The sequence below is a fragment of the Nocardia sp. NPDC051787 genome, from assembly GCF_040681325.1.
Lineage (GTDB): Bacteria > Actinomycetota > Actinomycetes > Mycobacteriales > Mycobacteriaceae > Nocardia.
On sequence record NZ_JBFAYO010000006.1, the window covers coordinates 222,136 to 241,929 of the forward strand.

Consider the following 19,794-nt stretch of genomic DNA (forward strand, 5'->3'; position numbering starts at 1 on the left):
GGGACCAGAGACGGAAGCGGTGGCGAACTGTTGGATGTGAGCAGATCACTGGCCCGCCAGTCGCTGGTGGTCGCCGTAGTCGCCGCGGCCATCGACGCGGTGGTGCTCGGGCTGTCCGGAGTGTTCGCCGTGGCCTCGTGGCAGACAGCCGCCGCCATCGCCGTGGTCGTCGCCGCCGACCTGGCCTTGGCGGCGCCGCCTCGGACGGCGGGTGTGGTGGCCGTGGCACAGGTGCTGGTGCGATTGCTCGCCGTACTGCTGCTGTACCGGTACGGATTCCCGGTCCGGTTCGCCGACGTGGGATTCCTGGTGGCCGGATATCGCGCGGGTGCCTGGCTCAGCGGTCCGAAGTCCGCGCTGACCATGCTCGTGCTGTGCGGCGGTGTCGCCTCGGCCCATCTGCTCACCGACAGCGCCGCGGCGCACGACTGGCGGCTGCTGCTCGCGTCCACCGTGGCCGCCGGATGCGTACCGTGGCTCGTCGGCCGCTACACGGCCGCGCGCGGCGCCTACATCGCCGACCTCGAGCAGCGCGCCCGGCTGCGCCACCAGGAGCACCGGGCCGCGCTGGAGCGCGCCGTGACAGAGGAGCGGGCCGCGATCGCGCGGGACCTGCACGACGTGATCTCCCATCACGTCAGCGCCATCGGCATCCACGCGGGCGCGGCGCGGCTGGCGCTGGGCGGCGCGGCGAGCCCGGCGGCCGCGCGATCGCTGGCGGCCGTGGAGTCCAGCAGCAGAGCCGCGATGACCGACCTTCGCCGCCAGCTCGATCTCTTGCACGGACGCGAGGACGAGGGGCAGCGCCAGCCGGGACTCGCGGATATCGACGGGCTGATCGAGCACGTGCGCGAAGCCGGGCTGGAGGTCGAGGTGACCGTGCGTGGCACCCCCGTCGACCTACCCGAGTCGCTGAATCTCACGTTGTATCGCATCGTGCAGGAGATGCTGACCAACTCGCTCCGGCACGGCGAAGGAACGCGGGCGCGGATGGAGGTGGAGTACCTCCCGAAGCGGGTGGTGCTGCGGGCGACCAACCCCCTTCCGCCGGGACCGGCCGCCGCCGACACCTCGGTCCCGCGCGGTCTCAACGGCATCCGCCGCCGCGCGGAGTTGTTCGACGGCGAACTGGACTACGGCCGTGCTGCCGACCACTGGCACACCACGGTCGCCATGCCGATCGGAGGAGCATGAACACGCCCATCCGCGTCCTGATCGCCGACGACCACAGCATGTTCCGCTCCGGACTACGCGCCGTCGTCGACAGTCAGGACGATCTGGACTGCGTAGCCGAGGTGAGCGACAGGCGCGCCGCGATCGCCGAGACCGCCCGCCTGCGCCCGGATGTCGCGATCCTCGACGTCCGGATGCCGAAGCTGGACGGGCTGGCCGCCACCGCCGCGATCGTCGCCGCGGGCGGCACCCACGTCCTGGTACTCACCACCTACGACAGCGACGCCAATCTGTATCGCGCGTTGCAAGCCGGCGCCAGCGGATTCCTGCTCAAGAGCCTGCCGCCGGAAGAACTGGTCGCCGCGATCCGCATCGCGGCGCGCGGCGACGCGCTGATCGACCCCTCGATGACCCGCCGCCTGGTATCCCGCTTCGCGAGCAGTCTCGCGCCGCCGCGCACACCTCCGGAGGTGCAGCAGCTCACGGCCCGCGAGCTGGAGGTGCTGCTGCTGCTCGCCGACGCGCGCAGCAACGCCGAGATCGCCGCGGTGCTCGGTGTCGGCGAAGAAACGGTGAAGACGCACGTCTCGCGCGTCCTGGCGAAACTCGGCGTCCGCGATCGCATCCACGCGGTCGTCTACGCCCACCAGCACGGTCTGGTCTCCCTGGGATCGCCGCACGGGGATCGAGCGGACCGATCCCGCCGGATCGGTCTCGGGTAACCGAACGGCGGGGTGGCGCCACCACCCCGCCGTCATGCATCAGGCGCCGGTGGGTGGTTCGCCGACGGTGGTGCTGGGGTCGATGATGCCGAAAACCTCGCCCTGCGCGCCCTGCACGATGCCCATGCGGCCGAAGGGGCTGTCGTCGGGCCCGGACAAGATCGTCGAGCCGAGATCGCGGGCCTTGTCCAGCGCGGTGTCGGCGTTGTCCACCTGGAACCAGGCCAGCCAGTAGGACGGATTGTCGCCCGGCATCTTGGTCGAGTCGTTGATCCCGCCGATGGCGTCGCCGTCCTGGGTCCGGCTGAAGGTGGAGTAGACGAAGTTCTGGCCGTCGCCGATCTCGGTGTAGTGCCAGCCGAAGACGTTGGCGTAGAACTCCTGGGCCTTCTTGTAGTCGCTGGTGTGCAGCTCGTTCCAGCAATAGGCGCCGTGCTCGTTGTAGATGCCCGCGCCGCTGTGGGCCTTGGACTCCCACACCCCGAATACCGCGCCGGTGGGATCTGCGGCGACGAACATCCTGCCCACGTCGAGCACGTCGAACGGCGCCATCATCAGCGCACCGCCCGCCGCGGAGACCTTTTCGGCGACGGTGTCGGCGTTGTCGGCGGCGAGGTACGTGGTCCACACGGAGGGCATCGGCATGCCCTCCGGCTTGGGTCCGATACCAGCGGCCGCGCGGCCGTTGCGCATCGCCATGAGATATCCGCCCGCCTCGGGCGGACTGTCTTGGACATCCCAGCCGAAGAGTTCGCCGTAGAAATCGCGGGCGCGGGCGGGGTCGTCGACCTGACAGTCGACCCAGCACGGCGTTCCCTGCGGCCAGCTTCCATCATGAGTGGGCATTGCGGTGCCTCCTGACATGGGTTGCTGAGGTGCGGCCGAGACAGCCGGCACACGGCTAGTCAACCATCGGTACTCCGCCGAGGTGGCCCGAATCGGCCGACCACTCCGGCTCGATTCCCGAGCCGCGATCCCCCACGTGAACACCCCCGAACAGAACAGTCCCCGGTAGTCTTCGTCGAAACCATGAGTCTCAGTCGTCGCTGACAACTCCGGTATCTCGACTGGCTTGCCGGGGGCCTAGCCGGATCCTGGATCAGTATCTTTCATTGCCAACAGACGTCTCCGTCGACAATGCGACACTGTCCGGTGCTCCGGTGTAACTTCTTATTCTTCTCCCGATTTTTCCTCCAGTCAATAGGTCCGTACGCCCGAATTATGGCCGCATCCGACCCCGCTTCCCCGAGCTCGCACCGGGGCCACGAGATGCGCCGGCCGCGGTCATCGATGACCGCAGCCGGCGAGGAATTCCTCGGCTACAACCACCGCGGGTCTGCCGTCCTGAGCCGGCACATCAGCGGCTCCGCGAGCGGCGATCCGCGCGGAACTCCGTGCGCGAAATAGCGCGATACGCGTAGTTCGCTCCAGCGGGCAGCACCGTAATGGGTTGTGGCACAATCGCCTACACATGCCGACCGAGGGGAGGGGCAGTGATCGGGGACCGGGTCGCCGCCGAAATGACAGCTACCGGAGAGGATCCGGAGGATGATCCGGCACTGCTGCGCCGGGTACTCGGGGCGCGATTGCGGCGGTTACGCGAAGCGGCTGGGATCAGCGGCGAAGCCGCGGGGCGAGCACTACGAGCCTCACACTCCAAGATCAGCCGCCTGGAGTCGGGCCGGGTGGGCTTCCGCGGGAGGGATATCGATGACCTGCTGACCCTCTACGGCGTGCACGATGCCGGCACCCGGGCCGAGTACCGGCAACTGGCGCAGCGAGCCAATGCCGTGGGCCGCTGGGAGGCCGACGCGAATCTGACGCCGCTACGGCTGGACACCTATCTCGCGCTCGAGGACGCCGCCACCTTGATCCGCTGCTACGCGCCGGGTTTGGTGCCGGACCTGGTGCGCACACCGTCCTACGCACACACGGTCTTCGCCATCGCCCATCGCGAACCAGCAGCCGACATCCAGCGACGCGTCGAGTTGCTGATGCGGCGCCAGCGCCTGCTCACCCGCTCCGACCCGCCCAGGGTGTGGTTCGTCATCGAGGCGGCGGCATTGCGCCGCCCGATCGGCGGGCACGAGGTATGGGATACGCAACTGGACCACCTCGCCGACTTGGCGGCGCGCCCCAACATCACCGTGCAGGTGCTGCCCGACCACGTCGGTGGTCCCGCCATCAGCGAAACCCCGTTCACCCTGCTTCGTTTCGCCGCGTCCGAGCTCAGCGACCTCGTCCACCTCCCGCACGCCACCGGCACCCAGTTCCTCGACAAACGCGGCGACCTCGACCACCACAACGCGATCTGGGATCGGCTGTGCGTGTGCGCCACACCTCCAGAACAGACCACCGAGCTCATCGACGCCCTCCGAACCACCCACTTCCCCACCACATAACAGCAACGGCCAAAGGCAGTACCCCCACGCATGTCCGACAATTACATCAGCACGCAGCCGCCGACCGAGATCGACATCACCATCGCCCACGAAGCCCGCGTCTACGATTACTGGCTTGGCGGCAAGGACAACTATCCGGCCGACCGGGCACTCGGCGACGCCATCGCCGAACACATCCCCACCATCAAGACCATGGCCAGGGCCAACCGGGCGTTCCTCACTCGCGCGGTGCGCTACCTGGTCGGCGAGGCCGGGATCACGCAATTTCTCGACATCGGCACCGGCATTCCCACCGCGGGCAACACCCATGAGGTCGCCCAGCACCTCGACCCCGCCGCGCGCATCGTCTACGTCGACAAGGACCCGATCGTGCTCGCCCACGCCCGCGCGCTCATGACCAGCACGCCACAGGGCCGCACCCGCTTCATCCACGCCGACGTGCACGATCCCCGCTCCATCCTCGACCACCCCGCGCTCGCAGAGACCCTCGACCTGACCGAACCCGTCGCCATCATGCTCGTCGCGATCATGATGTACTTCCGCGACAGCGACCATCCGCAGAACATCATCGGCACGCTCCTCGACGCCGTCCCTTCCGGCAGCCACCTCGTCATCACCCACCCCACCGCCGACTTCGACGCCGATGCCATGGCCGCCGTCACCGCCGCCGCGGAAGCCTCCGGAATCGCATTCCACCCCCGAAGCCACGCCGACACCGCAACCCTGTTCGCCGGTACCACCCTCGTCGACCCCGGACTCGTCCCCGTCGCCACTTGGCGACCCGGACTCACCGACCGGCCCACCCCTGTCATCAACGCCGACAGCGCCTGGTACTGGGCCGGCATCGGACACAAACCTTGACAATCCGGTCCAGCCATACCGGAGCTCGAGCTGCTGGTGCCTCGACCAGCTCACCCGACTGAACGGGCTTCGGCACGAAGACCGCTAACGCGTCCGCGATCCTTCAGCAAATCGATCTTGGCGTGTAACCTGGGCAACCAGATCAGGGACGCCTTGCCAACAGCTCGAGCCGGGAGCGGCCCCGCGGTCGGCCACTTCCGGTGCGCGCAGCCAGGAACATCGAATCCGTCACTACGGAGACATCATGGGTGGACCGAACCGATTCGACGAATTGCAGCAGCGCGTCGCGGATATCGCACGCCCGGTGTTCCGGCGGCCACTGGACTCGCCGTACGAGATCTCGAACGAATTGTTCGCCGCGCTTCGACACGTCCTGCACGACGTCGGCGGACAACCGGATGTGCCGATCGAATACCGGGAGAAGGACGAAGAACCCTGGGAGATGGACACCTACGTCACGTGTGAATGCCTCGGCTGGCGTGGCGTGTGGAACTCCGAGGAGCGCCGCCGAGCCGAGAACGACCTCGGCACCACGCTGTACTTCGGTCTGCCCTACTACGCGCGCTGGGTGATCGTCGCCGCGAAGACCCTGGTTCAGAAGGGACTGATCACCCCCGACGAACTGTCGGCGAAGGTGGACGAAGTACGCGCACGGTTGGAGGCGCGAGGATGAGCCGGAAATACCGGATCGGCGATCGGGTCAGGATCCGGGACGCTACCTCGATGTTCCACACCCGCACCCAGGCATACACCCGCGGGCACACCGGTGTCATCGTCGAATACCGGCCGGAGTGGATCATTCCGGAGGACGAGGCATGGGGACGCGAGGACGGTCGCGTCGAGCCGTTCTACGTGGTGCGCTTCCGGCAGCAAGACCTATGGCCCAGCTACACCGGCTTCGACGCCGACACCTTGGAGACAGAGGTCTCCGAGCGCTGGCTCGAGCCCGCAGAGGAGGATGCCCGGTGAGCCGGACCCACGATCACGAGGCGCATACGCCGATCCAGACGAGCGACGAGATCAGCGAGTTCGAAGTCCTGGAGACCGCGATCCGTGAACTCGCCATCGAAAAGGGCCTTTTCTCGCGGGAAGACCACCGCCGGTTCGCCGAGTGGGCCCAGACGGTCGGCCCGCATGGTGGATCGAAATTGGTCGCGAAGGCGTGGATGGATCCCGAGTTCAAGGCACGTCTGCTCGCCGACGGCACCGAGACGTGCAAGGAGGTCGGCATCGACTGGCGCGACCCGACCGGATCCGGAACGCCCAGCGACTACACCTACTTCTACGTTCTGGAGAACACGCCCGCGGTGCACAACGTCATCGTGTGCACACTGTGTTCGTGCTATCCGCGGCCGGTTCTCGGCATGTCACCCGACTGGTATCGCACTCCCAATTACCGTCGGCGCATGGTTCGCCGGCCTCGCGAAGTGCTGGCCGAATTCGGCCTGCACTTCCCGCCCGACGTCGAGATCCGGGTACACGACTCGAACCAGAAATCCCGGTTCATGGTGCTGCCGATGCGCCCCGAGGGCACCGAGGGCTGGACCGAGGAACAACTGGCCGCGATCGTCACCCGCGACACGATGATCGGCGTGGCACTGCCCCAGGTCGATTGGACCGCGCGGCAACCACCGAACCAAGTCGAGGCCGCGACGCGAAAGGACGCGCAACGGTGACAAGCCGTCCGTACGAAGTTCTCCTGGCCACCCTGGATCCCGCGTCGCGCCGGGAAACCACGCTCCCCGAACTCGACCGCCGACCCGACCCCTGGGAGTCGAGCATGCAGGCGACATGCGAATGCCTGTCCTGGCGCGGCGCCCTGGACAACCTGGAACGCCGCCAAGCCGAGGACGCCCTCGGCGAGACGATCTACCACGGCTTTCCGGTCCGGAGCCGCTCGGTCGTCGTCACGGCCCACGCCCTGATCGACCGTGGAGTGATCACCCCGGAAGAGTTGCGCGCCCGCATGGATACGGTTCGGGAGCGGTTCAACCGGCGGTAGATCCCCGCTGCATCGACCTTCATTGCGTTGTCGCCTGGTTTAGCCCGGAAAGCCGGTGGAACGTCGAGAACAAGCATCGGAGACTGGCGACGATCACCCGGCTCGACTTCGGTGACGGCGGTGTCACCGCGGACCCGTTGAGCGACGACGTGCATGCGGCGATCGATGCGGCACGAGCGGTACTCGTCGCGGACTACGGCCGCGGCGCCGCGGCCCATCCACAGGTCAGGGCGCTGCTCGAGGCACGGGCGGGACAGATTCCGCTCGTCTGGGACCCACACCCCAGAGGGCCGGTGCCGATCCGCGGCGCCACATTGGCGACCCCGAACCGCGACGAGGCGCAGCGGTTCGTTTCCGGCACGCCGGGTCCCCGCCGGGCCGCCCGAACACTGACCGAGCGCTGGTCCGCGCAGGCGGTCGCGGTGACGCTGGGCGCGGAGGGCGCGATGCTGTTCTGCCGCGGCCGTCGAGATGTCCTGCACATCCCGACGCCGTCCGGACTGCTCATGAGCCCGCGATCCGATACCTGCGGCGCTGGCGACCGATTCGCCGCTGCCGCGGACGGCGCGCTGGCCGACGGCGCGGATGTGGAGAAGGCGGTGCAACTCGCCGTCGCGGCGGCGACGGAGTTCGTCAACAGCGGTGCGGCGTCCGCACTCGCTTCCCCCCCGGACCATGCGCCTGTCGCGCCGCGGATCCCGGAATATCCGATGTGACAGCCCGAGCGCAGGGTCGCTTAAGCTGCTGCTGCTATGGCCCTCAACGCGACTCTGCACAACTTCGCCGTCCAACTGGCCGACGTCGACCGTGACGTCTATCAGGAGCTGACGTTGCGGGTAGCGCGTCATCCGTCCGAAACCGCGGAGTTCATGGTCACGCGACTGCTGGCCTACTGCCTCGAGTACGAAGAGGGCATCGCCTTCAGCGACGGCGGTGTGTCGTCCACCGACGAGCCCGCGGTACTGGTGCGCGATCGCACCGGACGTCTCACCGCATGGGTCGAAGTAGGCGCGCCCGACGCGGAACGCGTGCACCGAGGCAGCAAGCTGGCGCAGCGGGTCGCCATCTACACCCATCGCGACCCCGTCAAGGTGCTCGCGCACCTCGACGGCAAGCGGATCCATCGCGCCGAAGCGATCCCGCTGTACAGCTTCGACAGCGACTTCGTCGGTTCCGCCGTCGCCGCGATCGAACGTCGCAACAGCGTCACCATGTCCATAACGGAGCGCGTGCTGTACCTGGAGCTCAACGGCACGGCGCTCAGCACATCGATCGCCGAGCATCGGTTCGGATAGTCCTGCTCGGCGAAGCCACGGGCGGCCGGCCAACATCTCCGCCTTCACCCTCGGCACTCGGCATCTGGCTCGGCGGCGCAGCCTCTGTTTTCGCTGTGGCTCGACCGGGTCACCACTCCCGAACCTTTCGAGAGCGCGCCGATCCGCCTTTCACACCAGCACTAGCCGCGATCACCAGACGGGCGCCCGGGCAAACCGGGCGCCCGTCCGCACGCTCGCGGCCTGTGCCGCTCGTGGCGGTACTATCGCCGCTCAGTCCTGGTGGGCTACAGGCCTGTGCACTCACCGGTGGGCTCTCACTCCGCGTTCGCCGCATTGGCGGGCGTGTGGTGAGGGCCTGTCTCCGGCGTCCGACCGGTCGGCACCGGCTCCGGCTTCGCCCTGTCGGTGAGCGGGCGGTGACGGCCGGTGGGCTTCCCGGACAAGGACCGACCGGTGCTGACTGCGCTGTGCGAGGGGGGTTGGGGCCGGTCGAGCCGGTGCAGTGCGAGGGCCGCGATCACACCGATCAGGCTGAGCCCGAGCCACACCGCCCAGTCCGCGCCGAGGTCGCGGGCGGCTCCGACGACCGCGCCGGTGGCGAGGTTGCCCGCCAAGATGCCGACACCCACCACCGTGTTGTAGAAGCCGTAGTGGGTCGCGACCAGCTTTCCGCCCGCCAGTGACACGACAGTATCCATCTCGAACGGAAACACCGCCGCCGTGCCCACGGCCAGCAACGAAGCCGACACCAGCAGCGCCGCGACCGCAGCACCGGTACCGAATCGCTGCGAGTCCGGGATCACCATCAAGGGCAGGAACGACGCCGCAAGAATGCCCATCCCGACGACCAAGCTGCGCCCGGTACCCCACCTCGCGGCGAACCATCCGGTAATACGCAACTGTCCGGCCACAGCCACCACTCCCGACACCACGAACACCGCCGACACCACCAGCTGCGATCGTGCGCCCGCGATGAATTCCGCCTGCAGCGGCAGCGCGAGATACACCTGGAACGACAGCACATACGAGCCGATCATCGCCACCGCGAACCACACAAACCGCCGATTACCGGCTACCCCGCGCCAATCATCGAGCACTCGGGTCTTCTCGATCGCCACCTCGGCCCGACGCGCGGGCAGCGCGAGCAACTGCGCCACCGTCAGCGCCGCGAACACCACTGCCGCAGCGCCCGCGGTCACCCGGAAATCCAGGGCCATCAGTGCCAGGCCTACCAGCGGTCCAGCCAGGATGCCCGCCTGATAGAAGATGTTGAACACCGCGAACGCTTCCACCCGCCGCTCCCCCGTATCGGCCGCCAGATAGGCGCGCACCGCCGGATTGAACAGCGCTCCCGCGAAACCCGTCGCCGCCGACGCGATCAGCAATCCCGGCAGCGAGGTGGCGAACACCAGCAGCGCGAAACCGCCGGTGCGCAGCAGGCAACCCGCGACGATCAGCGGCTTGTAGCCGAGCCGGTCGGCCAGGGTGCCGCCGAGGAGGAACATGCCCTGCTGGGAGAAGTTCCGCACACCCAGCACGAGCCCGACCGCCCACGCCGCCAACCCGAGCGGACCGGCCAGGTATCCGGCCAGATAGGGCATCAGCATGTAGAAGCCCAGGTTGATGCCGAACTGGTTGACCATCAACAACCTGGCGGCGAGGTCGAAACTACGGAATTTCCGGAACACCGTCACGAGGCCGACTTCCCGCCCGTGGCCCAGCGGCGCGGATCGACGACTGTGGTGCAGCGAGTCCAGGAACGGACCACCCGCTCGGCCGGATGTGCGATGGTGTCCGGTTCCACCGGCGGGTCGGCGTCGAGCAGACCGTGTTCGTGGCAGTAGGCGTCGTTGTAGACGGTGTCGAAGTAGCGGTGCGGGCCGTCCGGGAACACCGCCGCGATCCGAGCGTCGTCATCGCAGGTACGGGCGGCCCAGCCCGCGACCAACGCCACGGCACCGACACTCCAGCCGCCGGAGGCATGGTGCGTGGCGGCCAGGGCGCGGCAGGCCCACACCGCCTCCGATGGCGCCACCCAATGCACCTCGTCGAAGGCGTCGTAGTCGACATTCGCCGGGTAGATGCTGGATCCTAGACCCCGCATCAGGCGGGGACCCGCCGGTTGGCCGAAGATCGTCGAGGCCACCGTGTCCACGCCGATCAACTCGAGGTCCGGGTTGAACCGGCGCAGCACCCGCCCCACTCCCGCCGAGTGCCCACCGGTACCCACCGCGCACACCAGCACATCCACTCCACCGAGCTGTTCGATCAGCTCGAGCGCCAGGGATTCGTAACCGGCGACGTTGTCCGGATTGGTGTACTGGTCCGGGCACCACGCACCGGGTTCCCGATCGAGCAGTTCGCTCACCCGGTCGCGGCGCGCCTGCTGCCAGCCTCCGGTCGGATGCGGCTGCGCCACCAGATCTACCCGCGCCCCGTAAGCCGCGAGCATCCGCGCGACGATCGGCTCCAGACCTGTATCGGTCACCACAGTCACCGGGTGCCGATAGGCCATCCCCGCCAGTGCCAAACCCAAACCAAGTGTGCCGCTGGTGGATTCGATAATCCGCGCCCCCGGCGCCAGGTCACCGCGTTCCTCGGCGCGGCGCACCATGTGCAGCGCCGGGCGATCCTTCATACCGCCGGGATTGAATCCTTCCAGCTTGGCCCAGAACCCGCGGCCTGCGGGCGCCAAGGGCGCGCCCACCCACAGCACCGGGGTATTTCCCACCACATCGCGCGGCTGCCGAGCAGCATCCGGCGCGGTGCCGAGAGCCGCGGGCATCTGCCTGGGATTGTGCAGCACAACCTTGTTCATCTTGTCGCTTCCTGTATCGAGACCGCCGCAACGAGGCGGCGAAGACGTGAGCGGGCAGGAACACCAGCCGACAACACAGCAAGGCGTCGGCTCGGCACTGACCGATCAGCGTCGCGAGATACAGAACCGCGTGAGTATGTCGCGGCCATCGACAACGGGCAGACACGCCACCGGCGGGCCACGCATACCACCGCCGGTGGACCACAGAGCGGTCGCGACAACCACGACTGCAGCCAGGATCAAGGTCAACAGCTGCACCACCAGCAGGCCGGCCGCGGTGCCGGGCAGCACCGACTTGACGATGCAGTGGACGATATGCGGACCGCAGTCATCGTCGAAAAGGTCGATGACCCCATGCTCGAGATCCGCCGACACAGAATGTGTGACATGCCCGGCGGCCGAAGCGGGCGTCGAATGCGGATGCAGATGTCCAGCGTCACCCAACAGCGCACAGTCGATCATCGGCGCTACAAGCAACATTGCCATCAGCAGTGCCGCAACATGGCTGCCTCGCAGCAATCGACCCATGACGCTCACAGTGAACCAATCGTAGCAACGGATGAGTAAACGATTCGCGCACCAATGGCTGGGTGGGGACGGCGTGTATGCCGCCCCCACCCGGGTCGAGCTACTGCGCGGATGGTGGTGGTCGCCGGTTCGGGCAGTGGCTGGACGTCGTAGTTGCCCGCGACCCGCAGATCGGCGCCCCGTGTGAGGTTCTCGCCGCCTTCGGGGGCGAAGTCGGCGACCTTGCTGGTTGCACTCATCGGGAGGCTCGTTGTTCCAGATGATGCGGGTAGGTGATCAGTCGGCGAGTCGGTAACCGGCCTCATCGACCGCCGCGGCGATCGCGTCGCGCCCGACGGGCGCCGCACTGGCGATCGTGACCAGTCCACTGGCGAGGTCGACATCGACGGACGTGACGCCGTCGATCCTTCCGACCTCCTCGCGGACCGACGAGACGCAGTGACCGCAGGTCATGCCGGTGACCGTCACGGTGGTGGTCGTGGTGCTCATGGTGTTGCCTCCTTGTGCCATAACGGCTTTCCGCCGCTGAACTCGCTGGCCGTAACAGTACCCCTAGGGGGTATCTTGTCAAGCGGTTGGGTGATCTGTTCCGGTGCGGTGGCGCGCATGGTCACCGCGGTGATGCCCGCGCCCGCCAGGGCGATGACGGCCGCGCCGAGGAAGGCGGCGGAGAACCCGTTGGTCAATTCCGGTAGGTCACCGGTCTGGTCCGCGCCGAAAGCGGCGGCGACGGCGGTCATCGCGGCCAGCCCGACGGCGGATCCGACCTGGTAGCTGACGTTGACGATGCCCGAGGCCAGACCACCCTCCTCCGGGCAGGCCGCGGAGATCGCGGTACCGAGGGAGGGAATGAAGGCCAGCGACATACCGCCGGCCGCCACGAGCGAGGCGGGCAGGACATCGACCCAGAAATTGCCCGTCGGACGCACCAGCGACATGATCGCCAACCCGAGTCCGAGCACGATCAGACCGGTCACGATCATCGGCTTCGCGCCGAATCGCTGCATCGCCCGCGGAGCCAGCACCACCATGCCGAGCATGATCAAGGTCGTCATCGGCAACAGCGCCGCACCCGAGGGAAAGGCGCTGTAACCGAGCACCTGCTGCAGATAGAGGTTCAGGAAGAACCACATCGGCACCCACGCGGCGCCCAGCAGCAGCTGCGCGATATTGGCGGCGGCCAGGTTCAGGGCGCGGAAGATGCCCAGCCGCATCAGCGGTTCGGTACGGCGCGACTGGATGAACACGAATCCGGCCAGCAGTGCCGCCGCGACGGCGAGGACACCCCAGGTCTGCCCTGAAGCCCAGCCGACCTCCGGTGCCTGCACGATGGCGTAGACGGCGGCGGCCAACCCCGCGGTGACGGTAACCGAACCGAGCAGGTCCACCGATCCGGAGCGCGCCGCAGCGGCAGGCATCAAAGCGGGAACGGCGATCAACGCCACGATGGCGATCGGGATATTGATGTAGAAAACCCAAGGCCAGCTGATGTATTCGGTGATGACACCGCCGAGGAACACCCCGCGGTGCCGCCGGCGGGCGCCGCGGCGCCGTAAACAGCGAGCGCCTTCGTCAATTCCTGCGGCGAGGCGCCGAACAGCATCATCAGCAGGGTCAGAGCCGAAGGGGCGATGAGGGCCGCACCACCGCCCTGGATCGCCCGTCCCGCCAGCTCGATCGTCACAGTGCCCGCGGCGCCCGCGATGACCGAACCCGCGAGCAGCACCACCCAGCCCGCCGCGAACACCCGCCGCGCGCCGAGCAGGTCCGACAATCTTCCGCCTAGGAGCAGCAAGCCGCCGAAAGCGATCACGTAGGCGTTGAAGACCCAGGACAGATTTTCCTGAGAGAAACCGAGTTCGGCCTGCATCTTCGGCAGCGCGATCCCGATGATCGAGGTGTCCATGATGACCATGAACTGAGCGGCGGCGATCACCGCCAAGGCCCACCACCGCCGGGCGGTGGCGGGTTGTGTCTGCGTACTCATGACAACTACTTCCGTTCTTCCGAGCGAATTTCGAATGAGTCGATACGATACCCCCGTAGGGTATCTATGACAAGAGGTGTTACTCGGTCGCATCCGACCAGTGCTCGGGCGCGGTTGTGGGCCCGGCAGTCTGTGGATCGAATGTTCGAATCACTGAGGAAATCAGTGATCCAGGCGTGGGAGCTGACAGGTGACCTGGAGCTGGTCGGCCGCCGTCGAACCGTGCGCACGCGAGCACTGGGCGTCGAGGGCCGCGGCCAACGACCCGAACACCTACGCTGCCCGACGCCAACCCAGCGGGAAGACGGCCGGCGTGATCCAGGATGCGGTCTTTCCCGGGCCAAATGGTCCGGTAAGGGTCTACTAGACCGAAAAATGGCCCAGGCTGGAGAGTTTGCAATCTCTCCGACCTGGGCCGTCTGTAGCGGGGACAGGATTTGAACCTGCGACCTCTGGGTTATGACAGACAGCGATACATGCCTATTCCGATGGCTTCGGTTCCGTAGCTCTACCTGCACAGATGACGGTCAGGACCGTACAGTTCCATAGCGATGTCTTCGGTCGTATTCGAGCCAAAGGGTCCAGTAAAGGTCTAGCAAGGAAATCTGTTTCCCTCCACCGGCCAGACACGGAACAGGCCGGTCGTGGCCGCGCCGATGCAGATGCAGATGCTCGACCATGTCGGCGGCGTTCTCGTGGTGTCCAGTCGGTGCTCGTGCACCAGCACTTGCACTGGATCATCCCCGCGGGCGCGGGAGCACGACTTCTCACGCAATGCCGAATACCTGGCCGATGGATCATCCCCGCGGGCGCCGGGGAGCACGGCCTGGAGATACGAGCGAGTTTGGCCTCGTCCGGACCATCCCCGCGGGCGCAGGGAGCACGTACTCCTCGCTGGATGGGCGGACACCGTGGGCGGATCATCCCCGCGGGCACGGGGAGCACACCCGACCCGAATCGAACCCGTTGGGGGACACCGGATCATCCCCGCGGGCGCGGGGAGCACATCTTCAAGCCGTACTGCTTCCCCAAGGCCACCGGATCATCCCCGCGGGCGCGGGGAGCACGGCCGCCCTCACTTGCGCAGTGCAACTCATAACGGATCATCCCCGCGGGCGCGGGGAACACTCGATCTCGAGCCGATCCCCGCGCGCAACTTCCAGATCATTCCCGCGGGCGCGGGGAGCACTACTGATCCCCGCGGACCCCATATGGCTTCATTGGATCATCCCCGCGGGCGCGGGGAGCACGCCAACGCGGTAACCAGCGGCCCAGCCGAGCCCGGATCATCCCCGCGGGCGCGGGGAGCACCGGCAATCCGGGAATCGGGGCCACGTTGGCGACGGATCATCCCCGCGGGCGCGGGGAGCACTGGACAACAGGACACTGGGAAGCCAGCCCTTGCGGATCATCCCCGCGGGCGCGGGGAGCACGTGGTGAACCATCGGGTATACGGGTCCAGCCCCGGATCATCCCCGTGGGCGCGGGGAGCACCGGTGCGGGAACTGGTAGGTGCATCCCCGCAGCGGATCATCCCCGCGGGCGCGGGGAGCACATTCGGTCCGCTCGCTTCCACCGCTTCGCAAACGGATCATCCCCGCGGGCGCGGGGAGCACCGCGACGGCGCGGGACCGATGCTCGGCGGCGCCGGATCATCCCGCGGGCGCGGGGAGCACGGCACGGATGCAACCCGACCAGTCATGGTATTTAGGATCATCCCCGCGGGCGCGGGGAGCACCTATGCCCGCACGATCAACTCCGCGCAAGGCTTGGATCATCCCCGCGGGCGCGGGGAGCACGTACGCCGGGGCCCGGTCGGCAACGCCGGCGATGGATCATCCCCGCGGGCGCGGGGAGCACATCGGAAAGGGTGTTGGTCATGATGGTTGCTCCGGATCATCCCCGCGGGCGCGGGGAGCACAGGATGCGCCGACCGGCCATCTGCGCCCACGCAGGATCATCCCCGCGGGCGCGGGGAGCACCAGGTCGGTCATGGCGGTCATGTCAGATATCTCGGATCATCCCCGCGGGCGCGGGGAGCACTGTCGGCAGCAGTTGCGTGTCCGGGGGCGGGGCGGATCATCCCCGCGGGCGCGGGGAGCACCGGGAGACAGCTCGCGAGCAGCTCTTCGACTACGGATCATCCCCGCGGGCGCGGGGAGCTGTCAGCGGCCAGTTGGAATTCCCCACTTACGGCCACTTAGCGGAGAGCTATCTGGCCGCCTGGGCTAGCAAGTAGCAAACGATCGGGGGGCGGAAGCTGGGCGAAATGCGGCATGAGCGCGCGCTCGGGTGCACCCGCGTGACGTTCATGTGCGGCGACGTCGACGACCGGATTTGTGTAGTCCGAGCCTCGGACCGGCCCTTGGGGATAAGCGAGATCGTAAGCGCGGGAAAGTTTCTTGGGGACGACCATGCGCCAAGCATCGACGACGAGTTCACGGGCCTCGGTCGGGTCCAGGGCCGCGAGGTTGGACTCGATCCAGTTGAAGCGCATGTCCGATGCCGATGGCATCTGAAACTTGTGCGGCTCGCTCGCGACGAGCGCCGCTCGCTCCTGCCTGGGGAACGCGAAGCCCATCACGGTCTCGTCGAGTGAGAACGTCACGTAGACAATTTGCTTGACGCGGAACTTCAGCCTGCCATGTACATAGACCTGGTACGAGCGTTCCAACTCGGCCCCCAGTGGGCTGACGTCTTCGATCACCGCCATGGTCGGACTCCTTCGGTTCCGCGTGAAAGCGACTCAGAACCTGGTGCCCGCCATGGCCGCTGCGGCGCACGCGCTTTCGCCACGTCGGCAGGTCGGTCATGTCTGGACTCCTGTCTTTCGGTCTATCCACAAGTTGCGACGAGGGAGCCACCTGAAATTCATCGGTGCAGTCGAGGTCGTGTACACGCTCCTGCGGACGCCCTGTACTCGGCATGATGGTGCGATCGGTCAGCGTCGGACGCGCACTACTGCTCGTTGATCTTCCGAGGTGCCGCGCCGGGCCGGTTCGGTCAGCGCGATCAGCGGCATTACGGTGCGTTCCGCTGGCGCGGGATGCCTCCCCAGCCGGGCCGTTTACAGGGCGAGCATGGCGGCAGCGATCTGGTCGGCCGCGGCGTGGCGCAGAGCGGTGCCCATGTCGTCGAGGACGAGCAGTCGCGCCCCAGGGATTTCGGCGGCGAGGACCTCACCGTTGCCGACCGGGAAGAACGGGTCGGCGCGACCGTGCACCACGAGCGTGGGCACGTCGAGCTCACCGAGCCGCTCCCGCCAGCGCGGGGCGCAGTCGATCCGGGAGAACACCATCCCGAGCTGGTTCGCCTGGTGCACCGCGGGATCGCTCGACGGTGTCCGGTCCCAGATTCGGACCGCCGTCGCCCGCGCCTGCTGCGGATCGTTACCCATCGGCTCGGCGCCCTCGGCGGCGAACGCCGCGACAGCATCTCGGTCGGTCCAGTCCGGCCGCGGGCGGGAGAACAGCGCGCCCATGACCGCGCGGTCGTGGTCGGGCAGGTCCTCGTCGACCGGGCCCGGCGCCACCGGCCGGGTGCCGACGAGAGTCAGTGCGGAGAACATGTCCGGGTGGTCCAGCGCGGCGACCTGAGCGACCATCCCGCCGACGCCGACACCACCGAGGTGGGCGGTCCCGGCGCCGAGCACCTCGACCAGCGCGACAGCGTCGGCGGCGAGATCCCGCAGGTCGTAGGCCGGGTTCTCCGGGTCGAGGGTCGTCGACGCGCCGGAGTCACGCAGGTCGTAGCGGACCACGCGCCGCCCGCCCGAGGCGAGCCGCTCGCACAGCGGGTCGGGCCAGGACAACATTGTTGTGCCACCGACCAGCACGACCAGCGGATCGTCCTCGCGGCCGAAGCTCTCGATGCCGAGATCGACACCGTTCGCCCGCACCGACGTCATGCCCAACCGAAACGGTCCCATGCCTGGACTCCTGTCTGTCGGTATCTCCAGAGGTGTCGACGACAGGTTCACCCCAAAGTCATCGGTGCAGCCGAGATCGCGTCCACTCCCGCAATCGCCACGAACCCGACAAGAGCGGTTGTCCCGACTGAATGCTCGCGGTATGCCATGTCGCCACAACTGGCCGCTCACGGGGAGTCGCAACTGGCCGTACTTGGGGAACTCCCGGTGGCCGCTGACAGGGAGCACCGCTCGCGTATCGAGGCGCGCTGGGCGGTCTTCGGATCATCCCCGCGGGCGCGGGGAGCACTCGCGATGCCAGGGCGTCGGCTTAGGTCTGGGAGGATCAGACCCGCGGGCGCGGGGAGCACGCACCGTTCTCCACGCTGGTGCCCAGCCACAAAGGATCATCCCCGCGGGCGCGGGGAGCACCGACGCCCGCGACGACGTCACCGGCCGGGGTGCGGATCATCCCCGCGGGCGCGGGGAGCACACCAGCGCCGATCCGGTCACAGAAGATCTTGAAGGATCATCCCCGCGGGCGCGGGGAGCACGGCACCGTGGCGAACCCGATGGCGTTCTCGTTCGGATCATCCCCGCGGGCGCGGGGAGCACTTGCGGGCGGTCTTCTCGTACTCGTCGTACGGCGGATCATCCCCGCGGGCGCGGGGAGCACAAGCGGGCGTTGGGCATATCGCTGTCGGTGATCGGATCATCCCCGCGGGCGCGGGGAGCACGATCTCTACATGCTGGCCGGCCCGCCGGATGCCGGATCGCCCCGCGGGCGCGGGGAGCACGTACGAATTTGCGTCCAACACTGACCAACTGGCGGATCATCCCCGCGGGCGCGGGGAGCACGGCACCAGCCCGAATCAGCACCTGCAGATCACGGGATCATCCCCGCGGGCGCGGGGAGCACTGACGTGGATTGTCGAGCGAGCTGGGCGGCGGAGGATCATCCCCGCGGGCGCGGGGAGCACGACGTGCTCCAGGGCCCGTTTCGCCGTCACTGCGGATCATCCCCGCGGGCGCGGGGAGCACCTGCTGGAGCGATTCGCCGAACGCGGCGATAGCGGATCATCCCCGCGGGCGCGGGGAGCACGAGGAAGTCGGGGATCTCGCGACCGAGGACGCCGGATCATCCCCGCGGGCGCGGGGAGCACGTCCAGAGCGATCGCCCCGGAGCCCAGACCGCCGGATCATCCCCGCGGGCGCGGGGAGCACACTCGCCCTCGAAGTACCACACCCACGGGAACCGGATCATCCCCGCGGGCGCGGGGAGCACCACTTCACCGAGTCCAGGCGCGATTTCAGCGTCGGATCATCCCCGCGGGCGCGGGGAGCACCCGAGGTCGGTCAGCTTCTCCCGTTTGCCGCCCGGATCATCCCCGCGGGCGCGGGGAGCACAGAAGCACAATGCCGACGCTACCTGTGAGTAACGGATCATCCCCGCGGGCGCGGGGAGCACGTCACCATCCTGCGCCGACCCTCCCGCGACCGCGGATCATCCCCGCGGGCGCGGGGAGCACTGCGTACCGAGATGCCAGCGATAGACCGGTCGTGGATCATCCCCGCGGGCGCGGGGAGCACGTACTCGTGCCATTCCATCGGGAGTAGGGGGGCGGATCATCCCCGCGGGCGCGGGGAGCACATCAACATCAGCGCTGTGCCGGACAACGTATGCGGATCATCCCCGCGGGCGCGGGGAGCACGACACCGGCACCGCGAAGATCACCCCACAGTTCGGATCATCCCCGCGGGCGCGGGGAGCACCCATATCGAAGAGGCGATCGCCGATGGCCCGTAGGATCATCCCCGCGGGCGCGGGGAGCACGCACTGTCACCACAGGTGCCGTGGGCTCGGACCGGATCATCCCCGCGGGCGCGGGGAGCACGAGTACGTCCTCTACGACCTGGTCACCGAGGCCGGATCATCCCCGCGGGCGCGGGGAGCACCGCATGTGGCTGCACGCCGCCGAGCAGGAGCAAGGATCATCCCCGCGGGCGCGGGGAGCACGCCCGCTCGATCGCTTCGAGTGCCTCCGAGAGCGGATCATCCCCGCGGGCGCGGGGAGCACGCAAAGTAGCGGCCACGGGATACCTCTTTTCAAGGATCA

Annotated in this window: 17 protein-coding genes, 1 pseudogene and 2 CRISPR repeat arrays (1 of these 20 only partly in view); of the genes and pseudogenes, 10 read left to right on the forward strand and 8 right to left on the reverse strand. The window is 67.9% G+C overall.

The annotated features are described in order from the left end of the window. The first annotated feature begins 36 nt into the window (after positions 1-36). Positions 37-1,194, forward strand: a complete 1,158-nt coding sequence (locus tag AB0M45_RS09070; protein WP_364324684.1) for a histidine kinase — start codon at positions 37-39, stop codon at positions 1,192-1,194. Next, the gene (locus AB0M45_RS09075) at positions 1,191-1,895 is read left to right on the forward strand and encodes a response regulator transcription factor (RefSeq protein ID WP_364324687.1); all 705 of its coding nucleotides are present in this window, start codon (positions 1,191-1,193) and stop codon (positions 1,893-1,895) included. Before AB0M45_RS09070 ends, AB0M45_RS09075 begins: the two co-directional genes overlap by 4 nt. A 39-nt stretch (positions 1,896-1,934) precedes the next feature. Here AB0M45_RS09075 and AB0M45_RS09080 read toward each other — a convergent pair whose 3' ends face one another. Next, the gene (locus AB0M45_RS09080) at positions 1,935-2,741 is read right to left on the reverse strand and encodes a VOC family protein (protein WP_364324690.1); all 807 of its coding nucleotides are present in this window, start codon (positions 2,739-2,741) and stop codon (positions 1,935-1,937) included. 647 nt (positions 2,742-3,388) lie between these two features. On the opposite strand from AB0M45_RS09080, the gene AB0M45_RS09085 reads away from it, so the two are divergent. From AB0M45_RS09085 to AB0M45_RS09120, 8 genes are all read left to right on the forward strand, one after another. Further along, a complete protein-coding gene (locus tag AB0M45_RS09085; protein WP_364324693.1) occupies positions 3,389-4,297 on the forward strand; it encodes a helix-turn-helix transcriptional regulator in 909 nt (302 codons plus the stop codon). A 30-nt stretch (positions 4,298-4,327) separates the two neighbouring features. Then, on the forward strand, positions 4,328-5,158 hold the full coding sequence (locus AB0M45_RS09090; RefSeq protein WP_364324696.1) for an SAM-dependent methyltransferase: 831 nt from the start codon (positions 4,328-4,330) through the stop codon (positions 5,156-5,158). 244 nt (positions 5,159-5,402) lie between these two features. Continuing rightward, positions 5,403-5,831 carry a hypothetical protein gene (locus AB0M45_RS09095; RefSeq protein WP_364324699.1) on the forward strand — a complete coding sequence of 143 codons (429 nt, stop codon included), beginning with the start codon at positions 5,403-5,405 and terminating at the stop codon, positions 5,829-5,831. Next, a complete protein-coding gene (locus tag AB0M45_RS09100) occupies positions 5,828-6,127 on the forward strand; it encodes an SH3-like domain-containing protein (protein WP_364324702.1) in 300 nt (99 codons plus the stop codon). Before AB0M45_RS09095 ends, AB0M45_RS09100 begins: the two co-directional genes overlap by 4 nt. Further along, positions 6,124-6,834: a thiocyanate hydrolase subunit gamma gene (scnC, locus tag AB0M45_RS09105; RefSeq protein WP_364324705.1), complete on the forward strand. Its 711-nt coding sequence runs from the start codon at positions 6,124-6,126 to the stop codon at positions 6,832-6,834. The genes AB0M45_RS09100 and scnC overlap by 4 nt, the downstream gene beginning before the upstream one ends. After that, positions 6,831-7,160 (forward strand): ScnB, encoded by a 330-nt coding sequence (locus AB0M45_RS09110; protein ID WP_364324708.1) that lies wholly within the window; start codon positions 6,831-6,833, stop codon positions 7,158-7,160. Before scnC ends, AB0M45_RS09110 begins: the two co-directional genes overlap by 4 nt. 137 nt (positions 7,161-7,297) lie before the next feature. Next, on the forward strand, positions 7,298-7,876 hold the full coding sequence (locus tag AB0M45_RS09115; protein ID WP_364324711.1) for a PfkB family carbohydrate kinase: 579 nt from the start codon (positions 7,298-7,300) through the stop codon (positions 7,874-7,876). 36 nt (positions 7,877-7,912) lie between these two features. Next, a complete protein-coding gene (locus tag AB0M45_RS09120) occupies positions 7,913-8,455 on the forward strand; it encodes a YaeQ family protein (RefSeq protein ID WP_364324714.1) in 543 nt (180 codons plus the stop codon). Positions 8,456-8,751: 296 nt separating this feature from the next. Here AB0M45_RS09120 and AB0M45_RS09125 read toward each other — a convergent pair whose 3' ends face one another. The 7 genes and pseudogenes from AB0M45_RS09125 to AB0M45_RS09155 all read right to left on the reverse strand — a co-directional run bounded on the left by AB0M45_RS09125 (position 8,752) and on the right by AB0M45_RS09155 (position 17,677). After that, entirely contained in the window at positions 8,752-10,131 is a 1,380-nt protein-coding gene (locus AB0M45_RS09125) for an MFS transporter (protein WP_364324717.1), read from the reverse strand. Then, positions 10,128-11,222, reverse strand: coding sequence for a PLP-dependent cysteine synthase family protein (locus tag AB0M45_RS09130; protein WP_364324898.1), 1,095 nt, complete (start codon positions 11,220-11,222; stop codon positions 10,128-10,130). The genes AB0M45_RS09125 and AB0M45_RS09130 overlap by 4 nt, the downstream gene beginning before the upstream one ends. Positions 11,223-11,360: 138 nt before the next feature. Then, positions 11,361-11,783 carry a hypothetical protein gene (locus tag AB0M45_RS09135; protein ID WP_364324720.1) on the reverse strand — a complete coding sequence of 141 codons (423 nt, stop codon included), beginning with the start codon at positions 11,781-11,783 and terminating at the stop codon, positions 11,361-11,363. A gap of 276 nt (positions 11,784-12,059) precedes the next feature. Beyond that, positions 12,060-12,272, reverse strand: coding sequence for a copper ion binding protein (locus AB0M45_RS09140; protein WP_364324723.1), 213 nt, complete (start codon positions 12,270-12,272; stop codon positions 12,060-12,062). Further along, positions 12,269-13,770, reverse strand: a pseudogene (locus AB0M45_RS09145) (MFS transporter). Before AB0M45_RS09145 ends, AB0M45_RS09140 begins: the two are co-directional and overlap by 4 nt. A 734-nt stretch (positions 13,771-14,504) precedes the next feature. Then, positions 14,505-15,935: a CRISPR direct-repeat array (repeat unit 28 nt; unit sequence GGATCATCCCCGCGGGCGCGGGGAGCAC). A gap of 35 nt (positions 15,936-15,970) precedes the next feature. Then, positions 15,971-16,483 carry a hypothetical protein gene (locus AB0M45_RS09150; protein ID WP_364324726.1) on the reverse strand — a complete coding sequence of 171 codons (513 nt, stop codon included), beginning with the start codon at positions 16,481-16,483 and terminating at the stop codon, positions 15,971-15,973. A 354-nt stretch (positions 16,484-16,837) separates the two neighbouring features. Then, positions 16,838-17,677: an alpha/beta hydrolase gene (locus AB0M45_RS09155; protein WP_364324901.1), complete on the reverse strand. Its 840-nt coding sequence runs from the start codon at positions 17,675-17,677 to the stop codon at positions 16,838-16,840. A gap of 282 nt (positions 17,678-17,959) precedes the next feature. Further along, a CRISPR array of direct repeats spans positions 17,960-19,794; the repeat unit is 28 nt; unit sequence GGATCATCCCCGCGGGCGCGGGGAGCAC (it continues 1,671 nt past the right edge of the window).

Bases quoted from the DNA above. Each gene is read 5' to 3' on its own strand.
- AB0M45_RS09075 (WP_364324687.1), top strand. From the start codon at position 1,191: ATGAACACGCCCATCCGCGTCCTGATCGCCGACGACCACAGCATGTTC.
- AB0M45_RS09080 (WP_364324690.1), bottom strand. From the start codon at position 2,741: ATGCCCACTCATGATGGAAGCTGGCCGCAGGGAACGCCGTGCTGGGTC.
- AB0M45_RS09090 (WP_364324696.1), top strand. From the start codon at position 4,328: ATGTCCGACAATTACATCAGCACGCAGCCGCCGACCGAGATCGACATC.
- AB0M45_RS09095 (WP_364324699.1), top strand. From the start codon at position 5,403: ATGGGTGGACCGAACCGATTCGACGAATTGCAGCAGCGCGTCGCGGAT.
- AB0M45_RS09100 (WP_364324702.1), top strand. From the start codon at position 5,828: ATGAGCCGGAAATACCGGATCGGCGATCGGGTCAGGATCCGGGACGCT.
- AB0M45_RS09120 (WP_364324714.1), top strand. From the start codon at position 7,913: ATGGCCCTCAACGCGACTCTGCACAACTTCGCCGTCCAACTGGCCGAC.
- AB0M45_RS09130 (WP_364324898.1), bottom strand. From the start codon at position 11,222: ATGCCCGCGGCTCTCGGCACCGCGCCGGATGCTGCTCGGCAGCCGCGC.
- AB0M45_RS09135 (WP_364324720.1), bottom strand. From the start codon at position 11,783: ATGGGTCGATTGCTGCGAGGCAGCCATGTTGCGGCACTGCTGATGGCA.
- AB0M45_RS09140 (WP_364324723.1), bottom strand. From the start codon at position 12,272: ATGAGCACCACGACCACCACCGTGACGGTCACCGGCATGACCTGCGGT.
- AB0M45_RS09150 (WP_364324726.1), bottom strand. From the start codon at position 16,483: ATGGCGGTGATCGAAGACGTCAGCCCACTGGGGGCCGAGTTGGAACGC.
- AB0M45_RS09155 (WP_364324901.1), bottom strand. From the start codon at position 17,677: ATGACGTCGGTGCGGGCGAACGGTGTCGATCTCGGCATCGAGAGCTTC.